Raw genomic sequence first — 12,881 nt, 5'->3', positions numbered from 1 at the left:
TTTTTTCGCTTATAAGGCTAAGGAGAGATTTGCATGTCAGATATCTTTACAGGGCAGGCGGGAGCGGGAATCAGCTCCAGTTTGGTACCGATGGTGGTCGAGCAGACTGCGCGCGGAGAAAGGGCCTACGATATCTACTCGCGGCTGCTGAAGGAGCGCGTGATTTTCATGGTAGGCCAGGTCGAAGACCACATGGCCAACCTGATCGTTGCGCAGTTGTTGTTCCTTGAAGCTGAAAACCCGGAAAAGGATATCCATCTTTATATCAATTCGCCGGGTGGCTCTGTCACCGCGGGTCTGGCGATCTATGACACCATGCGTTTCATCAAGCCCGATGTCAGCACCATGTGCATCGGTCAGGCGGCAAGTATGGGTGCATTCCTGCTGGCCGGTGGGGCCGAAGGCAAGCGTTTTGCGCTGCCGAACTCCCGCGTGATGATTCACCAGCCGCTGGGCGGTTACCAGGGGCAGGCGACCGACATTGAGATTCACACCCGTGAAATTCTGTCGATCCGCCAGAAACTGAACGAAATTCTGGCTTTCCACACCGGTCAGGATCTCGAAACTCTTGCACGTGATACCGATCGAGACAACTTCATGGACCCTCATGCGGCCAAGGCATACGGCCTCATTGATGAAGTGCTGGATCGTCGCGTAATCGAAGGCTGATCACGTAAACGCCACATTATAATTGGCATCCCGGGTTGAAATTGTACCGAGATGCCATTATCAATTAAGTTTACGCGATCGCACTGTTGAGGTAGTCGAATGTCCGACGAAATTAAAGGTAAAGGCGGAGAAGGCAGCAAGCTGTTCTGTTCGTTCTGCGGCAAAAGCCAGGACGAAGTGCGCAAGCTGATTGCCGGTCCATCCGTTTTTATCTGCGATGAATGTGTCGATCTGTGCAACGACATCATTCGAGAAGAGATCCAGGAAATCGAGAGTCAGGAGCAGAGCGATCGCCTGCCGATTCCCGCTGAGATCAAGAAAACGCTTGATGAGTATGTGATCGGTCAGGAGCAGGCCAAAAAGGTTCTGTCTGTCGCCGTCTATAACCATTACAAGCGTTTGCGCTTCAAAGAGCGTCGCGAGCAGGGGGTCGAGCTTGGCAAGAGCAACATTCTTCTGATCGGCCCCACTGGTAGCGGTAAAACGCTGCTGGCCCAGACGCTCGCGCGCATGCTCAACGTCCCCTTCACCATCGCCGATGCCACCACGCTGACAGAAGCGGGCTACGTGGGTGAAGACGTCGAAAACATCATCCAGAAACTGCTGCAGAAGTGCGACTACGATGTCGAAAAAGCGCAGTTGGGTATTGTTTATATCGACGAGATCGACAAGATTTCACGCAAGTCTGACAACCCGTCGATTACCCGCGATGTCTCGGGTGAAGGCGTGCAGCAGGCACTGCTGAAATTGATCGAGGGTACGGTCGCTTCTGTTCCGCCCCAGGGTGGTCGCAAGCATCCGCAGCAGGAATTCCTGCAGGTCGATACATCCAATATCCTGTTTATCTGTGGCGGCGCCTTTGCCGGCATGGAGCAGATCATCCGCGCCCGCTCTGAGAAGAGCTCTATTGGCTTTAGCGCCAGTGTGAAGGGCAAGGACGACGGCAAGTCCATGAGCAAGATTCTGGCCGGTATCGAGGCTGAAGACCTGGTGAAATTTGGTCTGATTCCCGAATTTGTCGGCCGTCTGCCCATGATTGCCGTACTGGCTGAACTGGATGAAGAAGCGCTGATCACCATTCTTACCGAACCGAAGAACAGCCTGACCAAGCAATATGCGGCGCTGTTCGAAATGGAAGGTGCAGAGGTTGATTTCCGCAAGGATGCGCTGCGCGCGGTTGCACGCAAGGCGCTGGATCGCCGTACCGGTGCCCGTGGCCTGCGCTCGATTCTGGAAGCGGTCTTGCTGGAAACCATGTATCAGCTGCCGTCGATGGAAAATGTCACCAAGGTCGTGATCGACGAGGGTGTCATTGAGGGCGAATCCGAACCGCTGCTGATCTATGAAACTCCCGAGAAGGCCAAGGCCGCCTCGGAAGACTGATCTGTGGTGTGCAAAGCACGCTGTATGTAAAGAGCCCGTGTCTCTAATGACATAAGGGTTTAAAAAAAGGGACGCTACGGCGTCCCTTTTTCATTCCGGGTGTTTGACTCACCCGGCACTCATTTCAGCGAACGGTTCCGCATGTTTGAGCTTTACGCCTTTGATCTTTGCGCCGCTGGACCCCGGCCCCAGTCATCGGGCACCACGAAACCGCGTCCCGTTTCGCCCCAGCAGGGCGTGCCGTCGATCGACAGCTGGGATAGCTGCGCTACCAGAACGGGCCCTGGGCGCTGCTGCAGCGCCTCACGCAGGCCGTTCCAGTCCAGGGCCTGATCATCTGTGAGCCGTGCAGGGGACAGCCAGCGCAGTTTCGGAAGGATGGCATAGCGCTGCTCGAAGCTGTCCTGCAGCCGTGCAAGCTCGCTCAGCGGCAGCCACCAGCCGCGCAGATGCCCGGGGCTGATATCGCCGTGCTGTGCGGTGCTGTGAATATCCACCCCGGCGCGGTAAAACAGATAACCAGGCATCAGCAGGCGCGCTTGCGGGGCGGCAATGCCAAGACGGTCGAGGCATTCCCGACCGGCCGGATGCGCAGCAAGCACAAGCTGATGCTGCTGCAGGCGCTGCCACTTGATATCCAGGCGATCCCGCCGCCCGGGGCCGACATAGTGATGCAGAGCGCTGCCATCCCCGCAGCAGAGGTAAAACTTAACCGCGGTTTCTAGATGGAACCACCGGCCCGCGCAGCGATACAGAAAGTCGAATTCCCCGGCCGTAATGTTGTCGAGTACGCACTGTATGTTGCGATGCACCGGTTCGGGTGCCAGAGCCGCCTCAAGCAAGGCAGCAACCAGGTCTTCGTAGTAAAGCCCAAGGCGGCGTCGTTCAGGAGCCTCAGCGGGCACTATATCGGCTACGGGATGCGCTAGCAGCGTGGCGAAAAAGGGGACTGCCGCGCGCATCAGCGACGGTGCCGCAAGTGCCCACAATAGATCGCGCCGCAGGTCACAGGGTTCGCTTAATAGCTGTATTTGAAGCCTTTGTTGCGCATGGCTTATGGCTGGCAGGTTCACAAGAACAATAAACTCACTTAAAGTAGCTTCCATCCATGCTTCGTAATTCTCATTTTGCGCAACGATGCGCAGCAAAAGGTCCGCCCAATGACGTTTGTACAGAGACGCTCCGACAATACCAAGCCGATCAGCGAGCGGGATCGCCATCCCATGGTGTCCGATACCGACATCAACTACATCCTGGTCAGTGGCGCCCACCTGTCACTTACCAAGCTCAAGCGCGCCAAGAGTTTTGATACAAGACTGTACCATTTTGCAGAGATCGGCGTGTTCCTCGAAGTTTCCCTGTCGCGCGGCGCTGGCATCACCGACGATACTCGAGAGCAGCTGCAGCAGATTCACAAGGAAGCGGTTCATCTGCACATGGCTGCCAACAAGGCTGATCATGTCCGTACCACTGACTGAGACCGAACCGCTGCAGCAGGACGCTGTCACAGACGCGGCGCCCACATCCCAGGAGCAGCCGGCTGAGACAGGTCAGGATGAGGTGTCCGCATTCGATGCCAAGGCCTTTCTTGCGCGTTTGACGTCAAGGCCTGGCGTCTATCAGATGTACGCGCTCAATGGCGACATTCTTTATGTCGGCAAGGCCAAGAATCTGAAGAAAAGGGTGGGCAGCTACTTTCGCGCTAAAGGCCTTGCGCCCAAGACGGCGGCGCTTGTGACGCGTATTGCGCATATTGAAGTGACGGTTACCAACAGCGAAACCGAAGCACTGTTGCTGGAACAGAACCTGATCAAGGAGCAGCGACCGCCCTACAATATCCTGCTGCGGGACGACAAGTCCTACCCCTATATCTTTATTTCAGACCGGGATGCCTACCCGGCAGTCCGCTTTCATCGCGGCGCACGTCGGGCCAAGGGCAGCTACTTCGGGCCTTTCCCCAGCGGCACGGCGGTACGCGAAAGCCTGAATCTGTTGCAGAAGCTGTTCCGTATCCGCCCCTGTGAAGACAGCTTCTTTCGCAATCGCAGCCGCCCGTGCCTGCAGTACCAGATTCAGCGCTGTAGCGGCCCCTGCGTGGGGCTGATCTCGGAACAGGCCTACGCCGATGACTTGCGCCATGCCAGCATGTTCCTTGAGGGCAAGAGCAATGCCGTCATGCAGGAGCTCGCTGCACAGATGGAAACGGCCGCGGCACAGCTCGATTTTGAGCAGGCGGCACAGCTGCGCGACCAGCTCAGCAACCTGCAGCAAGTCCAGGAGCAGCAGTATGTTAGCGGTTTTGAGGGTAATGCCGATGTCATTGGCTGTGCACTGAAGCACGGCGGCGTTGGTATTCACATGCTGTATGTCCGCGGCGGCCGCATTATTGGCAGCAAGGTCTTCCACCCGAAGGTTTCTGTGGAGGACTCGGAGGCGGACGTACTGTCTGCCTTTGTGGCGCAATGGTATCTGGGCGCCAGCCGTGAAATTCCCGACCAGGTCATCTTGCCCCAGGCATTAAACGACCAGGATGCGCTGGAGCAAGCGCTGAGCCAGCGCCGTGGCCGCAAGGTCGTTCTGCAGCATAGTGTGCGCGGCGACAAGGCCGGCTGGCAGCGCCTCGCCCAAACCAATGCCGAGCAGCAGCTGAGCAGCCATATGGCGAGCAAGCAGAATGTCTATAACCGTTTTCTCGCGTTGCAGGAGGCGCTGGGACTGGACGGCATACCGCACCGCCTGGAGTGCTTTGACATCAGTCACAGCTCCGGCGAGGCGACGGTGGCGTCCTGCGTGGTATTTGATCGCAACGGCCCACTGAAAACGGACTATCGCCATTTCAATATCGACGACATTACCGCCGGAGACGATTATGCCGCCATGCGCCAGGCCTTGCAGCGGCGCTATACACGCCTGAAAAAAGGCGAGGGCAAGCTACCGGACATATTGCTGATCGACGGCGGCAAGGGACAGGTCAGCCAGGCACGCGACGTACTGGAAGAATTGCAGATCACCGACGTTCTTATCGTCGGGGTCGCCAAGGGGCCAAGCCGGCGGGCAGGTCTCGAAACCCTGGTGCTGGCGCAAAGTGGTGAGGAAATCACCCTGTCCGGCGATGCACCGGCGCTGCATCTTATTCAGCACATACGCGATGAGGCGCACCGCTTTGCTATCACCGGGCACCGGGCCCGCCGCGGCAAGGCACGCAAAACATCACGGCTTGAAAGTATTGATGGCATTGGGCCCAAGCGGCGACGTGAACTGCTGCGCCATTTTGGCGGATTGCAGGAGATAGAGCGGGCGAGTGTTGAAGAAATTGCAAAAGTCTCTACCATAAGCCGCAAAATCGCGGAAGATATCTATTTCGCACTTCATCCGGATCCATGACTCTTTGGAGAGCCTCTGGCAGGTATGCTGTTTTCCATGAAAATTCCTAATATCTTGACCCTGCTACGGATCCTGCTGATACCGGTATTCGTATTTTTCTATTATCTGCCCGAAACGTGGGCACCGATGACGGCCGCGGTTATTTTTGGTGTCGCGGCCTTGACCGACTGGTTTGACGGCTATCTGGCGCGCAAACTGAACCAGTCATCTCCCTTTGGTGCCTTTCTCGACCCGGTGGCCGACAAGTTGATGGTTGCAGTCGCCCTGGTGGTGCTGGTCGAAACGTTCAGTGAAGTCTGGGTGACCATACCGGCGGCCGTGATTATCGGACGCGAAATCGTGATATCCGCGCTGCGCGAATGGATGGCTGAACTGGGCGAGCGGGCCAGCGTGTCGGTTTCGGGCCTGGGCAAGATCAAAACCACGTTACAGATGGTATCCATTCTGCTGCTGGTTGCCTTTGCGCCTTACTCCACCTTATCCTGGATCGGTATAGCCGCCCTTTATGGCGCGGGTCTGCTCACTTTCTGGTCAATGGTGCTCTACCTCAAGGCCGCTTGGCCACTGCTGGGAGAGGATCTGTAAGTGTTTAATCTTTAAGAAAAATATTTTGTGTTTCAGTGTTGACACAAAAGCGCAGGTCTCTATAATACGCACCACTTACAGAGCAGGCGGGAATAGCTCAGTTGGTAGAGCACGACCTTGCCAAGGTCGGGGTCGCGAGTTCGAGTCTCGTTTCCCGCTCCAATCTTTACATCCTGATGCATTCAGATGTTAAGAGCCCTGTAAGACGCTATCCGAGGCTGGATGGCAGAGTGGTCATGCAGCGGACTGCAACTCCGTGTACGCCGGTTCGATTCCGACTCCAGCCTCCATTTTTCGCCCGGGTGGTGAAATTGGTAGACACAAGGGACTTAAAATCCCTCGCTGGCAACAGCGTACCGGTTCGATTCCGGTCCCGGGCACCAGTTTAAAAGCACTCAGCAGCGTTCGCATAAAGCACAGTTAAGCTCATCTCTTCTCGCTACACTTTCTTACTCTTCTCCCGCAGTTCGCAGGCTAAACTTTCCTTAAACAACCTCAACACCTTCGCCACTGCAGCTGAAATGTTGAGCTTTCAAGACGCTGCCGCGAGTTTGCACGTCACCCCTTCGGCAGTCAGCCATCAGATTCGCAATCTAGAGTCGTTGCTTGGTTATCCCTTGTTTGAACGCCTGGACAAGAGCATTCGATTGACAAAAAGAGGGAGTCAGCTCTATTCGGAAATTCGTGACCCGTTGAAGCAGATTCACCAAGCCAGCCATAACGCGTTGCGAGGATCACAAGACAACTCTCTGGCGTTATCGGTGCCACCGGTGCTCGCCACCCGATGGCTGCTGCCACGGTTGAAGAACTTTCATGCTCAACACCCGGAGATAAACCTATCGGTGATTGCTACTCCGGACTTGGTGGATTTTCGCAGCGACCGTTTTGACGCAGCTATCAGGATGGGAAACGGACGTTGGCCCGATACGGTATCGAAGCGGTTATTTGCAAAGCGAATAGTGGCTGTTTGCCACCCAGAGTTGCTGACAAGGAACGGGGGAACCTTTACTGTCGAAGAACTGTTATCCCAACCCCTCATACATAACGCCTCGATGAGTGGCCTGTGGCAGGAGTGGTTCAACTCAGCTGGTGTTGCGCTTACCGGAGCTTTGTCCGGCATTGAAGTTCCAAGTTCCGCGCAGGTGTTGGAAGCAATTGATGTGGGGGAAGCGATCGGTCTGCTCGATCTGAGCTTTATCCGCAATGACCTTGAAATAGGGCGGTTGGCTCGAAACAGCGACCATCTGCTATTTGCAGACGACGGCTACTTTCTAACTTACCCCGAAGTTATAAGCGGACGGGCTGCGCTGCAGCAATTCGAGCAGTGGGTTTTTTCAGAAGTTGAAATCGATTAGGATTCAATTTCAGACACCTCCTGAAAAGTTCGCCATGCCAGCATAGACGCAGGCTCCTTCATTGGCTTTCAGCGGGCTCTATGGGGCGCACAAGCGGTCGGTCAATGTTCTTCTGAGAGTCCCCTATGGGGCGGAAGCTGCCACTGGCGAACTTCACATTAGAAAGCGCTAGCAGTCCGCAATGGGGGCCAAACGCAATCGATCAGGCCCGGCGTGGCGCACCAGCTATGTTCTTTTGCCAAAGCTTAGGCACCGTAGATTACGGTCAACCAAGGCTTAGGAGAGTTGTTCGATAGCCTCATTACCAGAACTCGCTTTGCTTCTACTGGTCATATTTTTTTTGAGGAATTGCAAAACATGTTACTGGATCCAACTTATCCGACGAAAAATAGCCAGGCCGAGCAAACCTTCTCAACGGTCTCGACGTTAGACGAGCTCGCAAAAACAGCCAGCTACTCGCTGATGGATACACTAACCTGTGATCCCGAAGCGACAGCAGATGGAGTAGATCACGCGCCACGACAAGTCTTTCGGGGACACTATGTTCCGGTTCAACCCACACCCATCGGCGATCCCGAGTACGTCGCGCACAGTAAAGGTCTGTTTGACGAACTGGGCCTTGCCGACAGCATGGCGGAATCAGCGGGTTTTGTACGGATGTTCAGCGGAGACCTTTCGCAGGTCCCGGCGCCACTGCGCAAAGTGGGTTGGGCCACTGGCTATGCGCTCTCCATCTTCGGCACCGAATACTCTCAGCAGTGCCCGTTTAAGACGGGTAACGGTTATGGCGATGGTCGTGCTATTTCCGTTCTTGAGGCGATCATCAATGGTAGACGCTGGGAAATGCAGCTCAAAGGCGGCGGTCGCACACCCTATTGCCGCGGCGCTGATGGTCGCGCTGTTTTGCGTTCAAGTGCCCGGGAGTTCCTGGCTCAGGAGTACATGCACGCACTGGGCGTACCGACTTCACGATCATTGAGTTTATACGTATCGAAAACAGAGCGGGTCCGGCGGCCTTGGTACTCCGAGGGTTCAACCTCACAAGATCCCGACCTCCTGGTGGAGGAACCCGTTGCGATCTCGACACGTGTTGCTTCGTCGTTCCTTCGGGTTGGCCAGATCGAGCTCTTCGCTCGCCGTGCCCGCAAGAGGGAACACCCCTCAGCTCTGGAGGAACTCGAACAGATCGTCCTGCATTTAATCGATCGTGAGTACGCCGAAGCCATCGACGGCCAACTCAGCACTACCGAGAAAGTCGTTTTGCTTGCCCATGAATTCCGTACCCGCTTAGCTTTGCTGGTCGCGAACTGGATCCGTGTCGGCTACTGTCAGGGCAATTTCAACAGTGACAATTGCGCTGCTGGCGGCTTCACGCTGGATTTTGGTCCGTTCGGCTTCTGTGAAGCCTTCGACCCGTTCTTCCAGCCATGGACCGGCGGGGGGCAACACTTCGCATTTTTGAATCAGCCTGCGGCAGCGGAGCGTAATTTCGCCATGTTTTGTGCGGCATTGCAGCCGCTTTTGGCCTCAAACAGGGAGGCATCGCAACAGCTCGACACCATTCGCAATGGCTTTGTGGCAGTCATGCAAAAGGAACTGGAAAACATGTGGGCAGCAAAACTTGGACTTGAGAGGTTTGCCCCATCGCTGTTCAGTGAACTAGTAAACCTGATGGTGCAAACGCCCGTTGACTACACGATCTTCTTCCGCGAGCTCTCGTCGGTTCCCGATGACATAAAACCACTTAAAAAAAGTTTCTACAGACATACAGATGAAGAAACGGACCAGCGTTGGTTCGAGTGGCTGGTTAAATGGAAATCACTCATAACGAACCGAAACGATGCAAATAACGAGCAGAGCCGGTTGATCGCCGGTGTTTCCAAGCAAATGAAATGTGTTAATCCTAAATACAGTTTACGAGAGTGGTTACTTGCACCTGCTTATAAACGTGCAGCCAGGGGAGATTACGATTCAATCAGAGAGCTACAGGCAGTGATGACCCAGCCTTACGCTGAGCAGTCGAAGGCGGTGGAAGATAACTACTATCGATTGAAACCGCCGGAGTACTGCGATCTCGGTGGAGTGTCGCACATGAGCTGTTCCTCATAATTCTTCGCGATTAAGTTTAATCCAACTCCTTATTTTCAAGCGATTCCGCTTGCCCGGTCGGCACCCAAGCGTCTATTGAGAAAAGCAGGGGCAGAGAACAAATTTCTTGGTGAGTTCATGACTCCACTAGCTCAAGCGACAAGCGACAAGCGACAAGCGCCTGAAGCATACCGCGGGAAAAATCCGTCATAAACTGGCATTCAACCTAGGAGGTATCGTCTTAACGTGTGGACATATATCCCTACCGCTCAAGTCTTTAAGCAGGAATGGTAATAGATCCAGAATGGGGAGCGAAGTAAGGGATTCGGCCCTTCCCCGTTCTCACTCCTTGAGTCGGGTCAGCCCTTAAGTCGGATCAACACGGCCTCTGCGACGGCAGTCGACGAGGCGGGGTTTTGGCCGGTGATCAGCACACCATCCTGGACACAGTGAGGTGTCCAGTCAGGACCCTGGCTGTAAAGCCCGCCCCGGTTCTTCAGTTCATCTTCCAGCAAGAAAGGCACCACCTCGGTCAGTCCAACAGCGGCTTCTTCGGTATTAGTAAAACCGGTGACCTGCTTGCCGTTAAACAGCGACTCTCCCTGTGCGTCTTTAGCATTCAGCAGTACGCTGGGGGCGTGACAGACGGCGGAGATCGGTTTGTTCTGCCGAGCGAAGGCTTCGATCAATCGAATCGAATCGGCGTCAGTGGTTAAATCCCATAGGGGACCATGGCCTCCAGGGTAGAAAATGACCTCGTAATCATCCGCGGAGACCTCTGCTAGCCGTAGCGTTGCAGCCAGTTTTTTCTGAAGCTCGCTATCCGCATCAAAGCGACGTGTGGCATCGGTCTGGAAATCCTCCAGAGTGCTTTTAGGGTCAACCGGAGGTTGTCCGCCCGCCGGTGACGCCAGGGTGATATGGCTCCCGGCATCAGCAAAGGTGTAATAGGGGGCCGCAAACTCTTCAACCCAGAAGCCGGTCTTTTCGCCGGTATTACCGAGCGCGTCGTGCGAGCTCAAAACGAATAGGATGTTCATGGTATTTTTCCTTGTAAAAAACCGCCTGCCTTGAGTCAGAGTGTAGATCGACCGGAGTCAGACACGTCGGCCGTTATTGAGGGTGCGTTTATAACCTGACCAGCATCTTGCCGGTATTCTTACCTTCAAGCAGGCCAATAAACGCTGCTGGAGCCTGCTCTATGCCGTTAAAAACGGTCTCCTTCCAGCTGACTTTTCCTTGCTGAATCCACTGCACCATTTGCTCGACAAACGCGGGGTAGCCATTCCAGTGGTCAAACACAATAAAGCCCTGCATCTTCAGTTTTTTGATGACAATCTGTGACAGGTTTGCAGGCCCCGGTTGGGGTGTTGTCGCATTGTACTGATCGATCATGCCGCAGACGGCTATGCGGCCATTGACGTTCATCAGATTGAGGACCGTTTCCAGATGCGCGCCACCCACATTTTCAAAATAGACGTCGATGCCTTCGGGGCACGCGGTAGCAATATCCTGTTGCAGGTCGTCGCTGGTTTTGTAATTGACCACGGCATCAGCGCCCAGCTCCTCCATGAGGTAGCGGGCTTTGGCTTCAGAGCCGACACTGCCAGCAACATAGCAGCCTTTCAGTTTGGCGATTTGACAAACAATGGCCCCCACCGCTCCCGATGCCGCCGAGACAAACACGCGATCGCTGGGTTTAAGCTCTGCAATTTTCGTCAGCCCGGTAAAGGCCGTCACCCCCGGCATCCCCAGCACCCCTAAAAACGCTTGTTCAGCAATTCCGGTCTCTGGCAGCACCTGCAGATCTTCACCGGTTGTGGTGAAATACTGGCGCCAGCCATTCATGCTGGAGACTTTGCTGCCGACGGCAAACACGGGGTTGTTGGATTCGACCACTTCGCCAATGGCGCCACCCTCGAGGACGTTATTGAGGGCAAAGGGCGGGATGTAGCTGTCGCGCTCAATCATGCGACCACGCATATAAGGATCGACCGACATCCACCGGTTTTTAACCAGTACTTCGCCATCTTTCAACATGGCAATAGGGGTCGAAACGAGACTGAAATCTTCGGCGACAGGTAGGCCCACGGGACGGTGTTTAAGGTGGATCTGTTGGTTTTCTTCGATGTACATAGCGAGGCCTGTGGTAAAGCGTTGTCAGTTATCAGGCCAGTAGTTTATTCTGCTATTTACAATGCATCTAATGCATTTCGAGTATGGTTGTTATGATTATTAGTCATTCAACAAGAGCGTTACAACCTAGAATCTAACTAGCCTGTCTTCTGCTGATCTGAATCTACTGCCGGTTTTTCAGGTGCTGTTGGAAGAGCGAAATGTCACCCGTGCTGCCGGGCGTTTGAATTTAAACCAGCCTGCCATTAGCCGTAACTTGGCTCGGTTGCGTCAGCTGTTTAACGATCCCCTGTTTACACGTACGCCTAAGGGCTTGGCCCCGACTCCACGGGCGCAAGCTCTGGCGCTTCACTTGCAGCAGTCAGTTGCTCGGCTAATTGCGCGGTGCAACATCGATCGCCCACAGATGGGCGGCCACCAGGCCCCGCCAAGGGCTAAAATCTGCCAGCCAACTTTTTGTATGCGCCTCACTCGGCTTGTGGGGCATTGCCAGCAATTGCGCGAGGCCACGCTGTACTGCAACGTCGCCGTGCAGAGACGCATCCAGCCAGCCGTAGCCGCGCATCAGTGCGTAATTCACCGTCCAGGGACCGATACCATGCAACTGCAAGAGCTCAGCGCCAAGCGCCTCGACATTGCAGCTTTCATTCTCCAGCTGCAACCCGTCCGAACCAAGCGCGTCACAGAGCACTCGAAAAGTGCGCGTTTTGCTCATCGAAAGCCCTGCCGCACGCAGACTACTGTCGTCAAGCTGGCTGATTTGATGTGCATTCGGGTAGCACCAGAGGCCACTGGAGTGCCGTGCGCCGGCCGCCCGTATCAGGCGCCGACGAATGCTGATCGCTGCATGCACACTGATCTGCTGCCCAATTATCGCCCAGCTGAGCGCCTCGAATGGAGTCGCCACCAGCGGTATGCGCAGCCCTGGCAGGCGCTGTATCAAAACGCCAAGCTGCGGGTGCTGCCGGTATTGCCGCTCAAATTCCTCTATTGGCTGAGTCAGGCCAAGCATGCTGCGCACCCTGCGCTCAAGCAAGGCTGCAACAGGCGCCGGATGGTTACAGTCGCCGTCAATGTCGAGTCGAACCTCGGCTTGATACTCATCAAACACAATCGTCAGGCAGGCCGGGTAACCGTCCCAGCTCAGGCCCTTGGTGAGGCTGCAGGGCGTCACGCGCTCGGCCACTTCCTCATGATCGCGCCGATGAAATGCCATGAAGTCAGACCGGCAATACTGGGCTGGCAGCGGGATGCTAGCGCGCACAACCCCGGTGGGGGCTT

General features: G+C 55.3%; 11 protein-coding genes, 3 tRNA genes and 1 pseudogene. 11 read left to right on the top strand and 4 right to left on the bottom strand.

Translation table 11 applies throughout. From position 1 onward, the window contains the following. Positions 1–33: 33 nt before the first annotated feature. Together clpP and clpX are read left to right on the top strand one after the other, a co-directional pair. Entirely contained in the window at positions 34–669 is a 636-nt protein-coding gene (gene clpP, locus F451_RS0110735) for an ATP-dependent Clp endopeptidase proteolytic subunit ClpP (RefSeq protein ID WP_020681372.1), read from the top strand. A gap of 99 nt (positions 670–768) precedes the next feature. After that, positions 769–2,052, top strand: a complete 1,284-nt coding sequence (clpX, locus tag F451_RS0110730; protein ID WP_020681371.1) for an ATP-dependent Clp protease ATP-binding subunit ClpX — start codon at positions 769–771, stop codon at positions 2,050–2,052. A 152-nt stretch (positions 2,053–2,204) separates the two neighbouring features. Here the strand turns inward: clpX and F451_RS25345 are convergent, their stop codons facing one another. Further along, positions 2,205–3,158, bottom strand: coding sequence for a DUF1853 family protein (locus F451_RS25345; RefSeq protein WP_276202597.1), 954 nt, complete (start codon positions 3,156–3,158; stop codon positions 2,205–2,207). A gap of 54 nt (positions 3,159–3,212) precedes the next feature. Here F451_RS25345 and F451_RS0110720 point away from each other — a divergent pair, with 54 nt between their 5' ends. The 8 genes from F451_RS0110720 (at position 3,213) to F451_RS0110685 (ending at position 9,485) form a co-directional block, all read left to right on the top strand. Further along, positions 3,213–3,530 (top strand): hypothetical protein, encoded by a 318-nt coding sequence (locus tag F451_RS0110720; RefSeq protein ID WP_020681369.1) that lies wholly within the window; start codon positions 3,213–3,215, stop codon positions 3,528–3,530. Then, entirely contained in the window at positions 3,511–5,436 is a 1,926-nt protein-coding gene (uvrC, locus tag F451_RS0110715) for an excinuclease ABC subunit UvrC (protein WP_020681368.1), read from the top strand. The genes F451_RS0110720 and uvrC overlap by 20 nt, the downstream gene beginning before the upstream one ends. A gap of 36 nt (positions 5,437–5,472) precedes the next feature. Then, positions 5,473–6,021 (top strand): CDP-diacylglycerol--glycerol-3-phosphate 3-phosphatidyltransferase, encoded by a 549-nt coding sequence (gene pgsA / locus F451_RS0110710; RefSeq protein WP_026291677.1) that lies wholly within the window; start codon positions 5,473–5,475, stop codon positions 6,019–6,021. An 86-nt stretch (positions 6,022–6,107) separates the two neighbouring features. Beyond that, positions 6,108–6,183: transfer RNA gene (locus F451_RS0110705), tRNA-Gly, on the top strand. Positions 6,184–6,237: 54 nt separating this feature from the next. After that, positions 6,238–6,311 (top strand) — tRNA-Cys (locus tag F451_RS0110700). Positions 6,312–6,317: 6 nt separating this feature from the next. Further along, positions 6,318–6,404 (top strand) — tRNA-Leu (locus tag F451_RS0110695). Between the two features lie 45 nt (positions 6,405–6,449). After that, positions 6,450–7,376, top strand: a complete 927-nt coding sequence (locus tag F451_RS0110690; protein ID WP_276202598.1) for a LysR substrate-binding domain-containing protein — start codon at positions 6,450–6,452, stop codon at positions 7,374–7,376. A 285-nt stretch (positions 7,377–7,661) separates the two neighbouring features. Continuing rightward, entirely contained in the window at positions 7,662–9,485 is a 1,824-nt protein-coding gene (locus F451_RS0110685; RefSeq protein WP_240476465.1) for a protein adenylyltransferase SelO, read from the top strand. A gap of 338 nt (positions 9,486–9,823) precedes the next feature. Here the strand turns inward: F451_RS0110685 and F451_RS0110680 are convergent, their stop codons facing one another. After that, a complete protein-coding gene (locus F451_RS0110680; RefSeq protein ID WP_020681364.1) occupies positions 9,824–10,504 on the bottom strand; it encodes a type 1 glutamine amidotransferase domain-containing protein in 681 nt (226 codons plus the stop codon). Positions 10,505–10,592: 88 nt separating this feature from the next. Continuing rightward, positions 10,593–11,600: an NADP-dependent oxidoreductase gene (locus F451_RS0110675; protein ID WP_020681363.1), complete on the bottom strand. Its 1,008-nt coding sequence runs from the start codon at positions 11,598–11,600 to the stop codon at positions 10,593–10,595. Positions 11,601–11,742: 142 nt separating this feature from the next. On the opposite strand from F451_RS0110675, the pseudogene F451_RS28605 reads away from it, so the two are divergent. After that, positions 11,743–11,925 (top strand): annotated as a pseudogene (locus F451_RS28605) (LysR family transcriptional regulator); the annotation flags it as partial. 48 nt (positions 11,926–11,973) lie between these two features. Here F451_RS28605 and F451_RS0110670 read toward each other — a convergent pair. Then, entirely contained in the window at positions 11,974–12,816 is an 843-nt protein-coding gene (locus tag F451_RS0110670) for a DNA-3-methyladenine glycosylase family protein (RefSeq protein ID WP_020681362.1), read from the bottom strand. Positions 12,817–12,881: the final 65 nt, after the last annotated feature.

The organism is Marinobacterium rhizophilum DSM 18822 (assembly GCF_000378045.1).
In the GTDB taxonomy this organism is placed as follows: Bacteria; Pseudomonadota; Gammaproteobacteria; order Pseudomonadales; family Balneatricaceae; genus Marinobacterium_A; species Marinobacterium_A rhizophilum.
The sequence above is the reverse complement of the archived record's forward strand: the minus strand, read 5'-3'. Positions and strand labels throughout refer to the sequence as shown.